The sequence below is a fragment of the Geminisphaera colitermitum TAV2 genome (assembly GCF_000171235.2).
GTDB lineage: Bacteria > Verrucomicrobiota > Verrucomicrobiia > Opitutales > Opitutaceae > Geminisphaera > Geminisphaera colitermitum.
In genome coordinates this window covers 1-6116 of the sequence record NZ_ABEA03000162.1, presented here as the reverse complement: position 1 = coordinate 6116, position 6116 = coordinate 1, and the positions used below count along the sequence as shown (strand labels likewise).

The window sequence follows — 6116 nt, the reverse complement described above, 5'->3', positions numbered from 1 at the left end:
CTCCTCCGCTTCCCTCACCGCCTCGCGCAGCCTCCGCAAAATCCCCTCCCCCCCCCCCCCCCCCGCCACCGGATTCGCCACCAGCCAGGTCTCCCCGCTCGCGTGATCATGTGCGATCACCCCGTCGTAAAACCCGAACGCCATCTCCGGCAACCCCGGCTCATCCGCCCTCGCCGACACCACGCCCTCCAGCCGCGCCCCCAACTCGTAACTCAGATACCCGATTGCCCCGCCCGCAAACGGCAGCCCCGACCGATTCGCACCACCACGCCCAAACCGCCCCAACTCCCCACGCAACAAATCGAGGGCCCCATCTCCCGTCTCCCGCGACGCCACACTCAGAAACGGATCGAATGCGATGAACGAAAATCTCCCCAATCCCCCCATTGCCAGCCCGCTGTCGAGAAACGCCACCCCGTGCCGCCCGCTTGCGACAAGCGCCGCCGCCAGCCCGGCTGGCGAGCCAAACGGAGCGAGCGAGATGATTTCCTGATGGATGCGATAACTCACAAGAAAAACGAACTCACCCTCTGCTCCGGCACAAGCCATGATTGGACAACGCGCGCCATGTGACACACCCTTTTCCTTTTTCCGCCGTGTCCACCGCCTCCGCCAAGTCCACCCGCACCACTCAATCCGCTCCCGCCACCCCGCCCGCGCCCGACGCCATCCGCTTGCGCGGCGTGCGCCAGAACAACCTCAAAAACTTCGACCTCGATATTCCCCTTGGCCGCTACACCGTCGTCACCGGCGTGAGCGGCGCGGGCAAAAGCTCCCTTGTTTTCGACACCCTCCACGCCGAAGGCCAGCGCCGCTACGTCGAGACCTTCAGCGCCTACACCCGCCAGTTCCTCGAACTCCTCGACAAGCCCCAGGTGGACTCCATCGAGAACATCCGCCCCTCCATCGCCATCGAGCAGACCAACACCGTCAAAACCTCCCGCTCCACGGTCGGCACCATGACGGAGCTCACCGACTTCTTCAAAGTCTGGTTCAGCCACACCGCCCGCTGCTACGACCCCGAGACCGGCGAACAAGTCGAGGACGACAACCCGCAGACCATCTGGCAAAAAACCCGCGCCGCTCATGCCGACGCCACGCTCGTGATCGCCTTCCGCGTCACCCGCCCCGAAAAACTCTCCTGGACCGAAATCCTCCAAAACCTCCAAGCCCAAGGCTACACCCGCGTCCTGATTTCCACTCCGAGTGGCGCGGGCGTCCCGCCCGCAACGTCCGCCGCCGTCACCGCCGCGCGCATCGACGCCCTTCAGCCCTCAACCCTTCAACCCTCAACCTTTCTCCACGTCGCCCAAGACCGCCTCGCCATCACCGACGCCCACCGCTCCCGTTTCCTCGAAGCCGTCGAAACCGCACTCCACTTCGGCCAGGGACAAGTTCACCTCTTCGCCGAAAACAGCGGCACATTCCATGAAGTCGGCCACTACTCGCGCGGCCTCCATTCGCCCAAGACCGGCCGCACCTTCCGCGCCGCCACGCCTGCGATGTTCTCCTTCAACTCCCCCCTCGGCGCCTGCCCCGCGTGCCGCGGCTTCGGACGCGTCATCGAAATCGACTACCGCCTCGCCATCCCTGACCAAACCCTCTCCATCGAAGACGGCGCGATCAAACCCTTCGTCGGCCAGGTTTACAGCATGTCGCGCGAAGACCTCATTCGCGCCGCCCGACGCCACAAAATCCCCACCCGCATCCCCTACGCCCAACTCACCGAAAAACAACGCGAGTTCATCATGCTCGGTGAACCCGAATACCGCGCCCGCAAAGCCCGCGGCGAAGAAATCGACTACGACACCGACGACCTCTGGTACGGACTCAAAGGATTTTTCAACTGGCTCGAAAGCACCACCTACAAAATGCACGTCCGCGTCTTCCTCTCGCGCTACCGTGCCTACAACCTCTGCTCCGCCTGCCACGGTGCCCGCCTCCAGCCCGAAGCCCTCTGCTGGCGCTGGCAGGGCCGCACCCTCCCCGAACTCTACCAACTCCCCGTCAGCGAACTGCTCGCACAACTCACCCAAGGTAGGGAGGCCTCTCCGAGGCCTCCGTCGCACGTGGTTGACGGCAACGATTCACGCCAGTCTTTGGAGCGCTCTAGCGGAGGCCTCGGAGAGGCCTCCCTACCGGGTCAACCGTCTGCGGCCCCCGCGGCCCTCGCGCTCGAATCCATTCTCAGCCGCCTGCGTTACCTCCGGCAAGTCGGCCTTGGCTACCTCACGCTCGACCGCACCTCCAAAACCCTCAGCGGCGGCGAAGTCGAGCGCGTCAACCTCACCTCCTGCCTCGGTACCTCGCTTGTGGATACGCTCTTCGTCCTCGACGAACCCAGCGTCGGCCTGCACCCCCGCGACATCGACCGCCTCATCGCCATCATCCGCACGCTGACCGACGCCGGCAACACCGTCGTCGTCGTCGAGCACGACGAATCCATGATCCGCGCCGCCGACCACGTCATCGAGATCGGCCCCGAACCCGGCGCCCGCGGCGGGCACGTCGTTTTCCAAGGCTCCGTCGAAAAACTCCTCGCCTCCGACGCCCTCACCGGACGCTACCTCTCCAACCGTCTCCGTATCGAAACCCCCACTACGCGACGCCCCTGCCGCCTCCCCCCCCCCCCTTCCTCACCATCACTGGCGTCACCAAGCACAACCTCCGCGACCTCACCGTAAAACTCCCGCTCCGCCGCCTCGTTGCCCTCTCCGGCGTCAGCGGCTCCGGCAAATCGACTCTCCTCGACAACGTCATCCATCAAGGACTCCTTGCCAAACGCCACCAACTCACCGAAGACCCCGCCGCCATCGCCACCCTCACCGGCGACGACGCCATCGGCGAAATCGTCCTCGTGGACCAGTCCCCCCTCTCCCGCACCCCCCGCTCCAACGCCGCCCTCTACACCGACGCCTGGGAACTCATCCGCGACCTCTACGCCCGCGAACCCACCGCCCAGGCCGCCGGCTACACCTCGTCCAGCTTCTCGTTCAACGCTGGCGACGGACGCTGCGAACACTGCCAGGGCCTCGGCTTCGAACGCGTCGAAATGCAATTCCTCTCCGACGTCTTTGTCCCCTGCCCCATTTGCGAAGGCCGCCGCTTCAAGCCCGAAGTCCTCGCCATCCGCTGGCGCGGCCACTCCGTCGCCGACCTCCTCAACACCCCTGTGGACGACGCCCTCGCCCTCTTTGCCGCCGCCGCTGCCGACGACGCGCCCAACGCCAAAACCCACGAAAAAATCCACGCCCGCCTGCAACCTCTGGCCGACGTCGGCCTCGGCTACCTCACGCTCGGCCAGCCCCTCAACACCCTCAGCGGCGGCGAATCCCAACGCCTCAAACTCGTCCGCCACCTCGGCAACGCCTCCGGCGCAGCCCAAACCCCAACGGGCGCCCTCCTCCTCCTCGACGAGCCCACCACCGGCCTCCACCGCCACGACGTGAAGCGACTCGTCGGCGTGCTCCAGCGCCTCGTGGACGCAGGCCACAGCGTCATCGTCATCGAGCACAACCTCGACGTCCTCAAATCCGCCGACTGGCTCATCGAAATCGGCCCCGAAGCCGGATCCGACGGCGGACGCATCGTTGCCGAAGGCCCCCCCGAACGTATCGCGCAAACCGATACCGCCACCGCCACCTACCTCCGCGCCGCACTCGAAGAAGCGGTAAACGTGGCGCGGGCATCCCGCCCGCATGACGACGCAAAGCGTCGCCCCCCTCCCCCTCCCCCCCCCCCCGCTGCCCTCACCCTCATCGGTGCCCGCGAGAACAACCTCAAAAACCTCACCCTCACCATCCCCCACCGCCAGCTCTCTGTCGTCACCGGCGTCAGCGGCTCCGGCAAGTCCACCCTCGCCTTCGACATCGTATTTGCCGAAGGCCAGCGCCGCTTCATGGAGTCCATGTCACCCTACGCCCGCCAGTTCGTCGAACAACTCCCCCGCCCCGCCATCGACCGACTCACCGGCATCCCGCCCACCGTCGCCATCGAACAACGCATCACCCGCGGCTCGCGCAAGTCCACCGTCGCCACCATCACCGAAGTCGCCCAATACCTTCGCCTCCTCTACGCCCGCCTCGGCATCCAGCACCACCCCGACACCGACCGCCCCGTGCAACCCCTCTCGCCCGGCCAGCTCAAAAAACTCCTCGCCGACACCCTCGCCACTCCCGCCGCCCGCCGCGCCAAACACCTCTACCTCTGCGCCCCCCTCGTCCGCGGACGCAAAGGCCACCACCAGCCCATCGCCACCTGGATTGGCAAACAAAACTACGAACTCATGCGCGCCGACGGACGTATCCTGCTCACCGATACATTCCAAAAACTCGACCGCTACAAAGAGCACGACATCGAAGCCGTCGTTGCGGACCTCAAGCTCGCTACGCTCGCAAATCCCAAAAACCAAAATTCCAAATCCCAAAACAAAAACCTCCCCCCCGCCGCCGCCGCCAGCGCCGCTCTCACCCGCGCCCTTGAACTCGGCAAAGGCTCCTGCTTCCTCGCCATCCCCGCCACCTCGTCCGCCACGGGCGGCAGCAAAATCCTCTCCTGGTTTTCCACCACGCGCACCGACATCGAGACCGGCGAATCCTTCCCCGAACTCGATCCCAAACACTTTTCGCACAACTCCCCCCGCGGCTGGTGTCCCGCCTGTCGCGGCCACGGACGGATTTATCCTTGGATGCTCACCGCCGAAACCGCTGACGACGACGACCGCAACTCCAACGACCCCGCCGCCCAACTCCGCGCACTCGGCCTCGAAACCGACGACGAACTCACTGACGAAGGCACCCCCTGTCCCGCCTGTCACGGCGACCGCCTCAACCGCATCGCCCGCGCCGTCAAACTCCATTTCACCACCGCCGCCGCGGGCATTCCGACATTCGATGTTGGACGTTCGATGTTGAATGTTCGACGTTCGGCGCACCGCGCCGCCCTCTCCCTCCCGCAACTCCTCCGCGCCACCCCCGCGCAACTCCTAAAAAACCTCACGCAACTCAAACTCGACGAACGCGGCCGCCGCATCACGCAGGACATCGTCCCGCAGATCGAAGAACGCCTCCGTTTTCTTGACCACGTAGGACTCGGCTACCTCACCCTAGACCGGCCCACCGGCACCCTCAGCGGCGGCGAAGCCCAACGCATCCGCCTCGCCTCGCAACTCGGCACCAATCTGGCCGGCGTTCTCTACGTCCTCGACGAACCCAGCATCGGCCTGCACGCCCGCGACAACGACCGCCTCATCGAGACCCTCAAAAACCTCCGGGACAAAGGAAACACCCTCCTAGTAGTTGAGCACGACGACGAGTTGATGGACCACGCCGATCACATCATCGACCTCGGCCCAGCCGCAGGCATCCACGGCGGCGAGTTATTGGCCGAAGGCACCCCTGCCGACATCAAGAAAAACGCCCGCTCCCTCACCGGCCTCTTCCTCGCCAAAGGCATCCCCCACCCCCTCCGCGGCACCTACCGCGACCTGCCGCCGGCGCCGCAGACCACACCTCCCGGCAAGCATAAAACGAAGCGATAGAAACAACGTGCAGCCCCAGGAAAATTCGGCAGAGGGCACAGCCGCCCATCCGACTGAAAAATCTTTTTTGCCACAGAGGACACGGAGCTCGGACACGGAGGTCACGGAGGACAAAACTACTCCTCAACACTCAACCCTTTCTTACTGTCTTTGTTAACTAATGGGAGGTTCTAAAAATTGCACAGAAGGTAACGAAGGAAACGAAGACAACCAATTGAAGTGGAATTTTTGTTTTTTAATAACTGATGTTACGCGGCTGCCTTGACAGGAGCGGCGGTCTCCAGGCCGCCGGACGACGCGAAGCGTCGCCCGTTTGAATGATGAACTGCATGAGGCGAGGCGCATTGCGCCTCGTCCGGCGGCCTGGAGACCGCCGCTCCTTGCTTCGGCTGCGTAACATCTGGTTCTTCGACGTTTTCAGTGGAGGGACAGGATTACGATATGGAGTGCGGCGATTCATCGCCGCTTTAGGCGACGTGATTCATCACGTCGCCTCGCCTTACCCTGTTGCTACCCTCTCTGCCGTCTGGCAAAGGACGCATCGGGAGGCGGGAGGGCGGGAGGGCGGGAGGCGGGT

2 pseudogenes are annotated in these 6116 nt (G+C 64.6%); one reads left to right on the top strand and one right to left on the bottom strand.

Going from position 1 to position 6116, the window contains the following annotated elements:
- A pseudogene (locus OBACDRAFT_RS18420) lies at positions 1-549 on the bottom strand (hypothetical protein); the annotation flags it as partial.
- Between the two features lie 119 nt (positions 550-668).
- Here OBACDRAFT_RS18420 and uvrA point away from each other — a divergent pair.
- Positions 669-5386, top strand: a pseudogene (gene uvrA / locus OBACDRAFT_RS31285) (excinuclease ABC subunit UvrA); the annotation flags it as partial.
- Between the last annotated feature and the right edge of the window lie 730 nt (positions 5387-6116).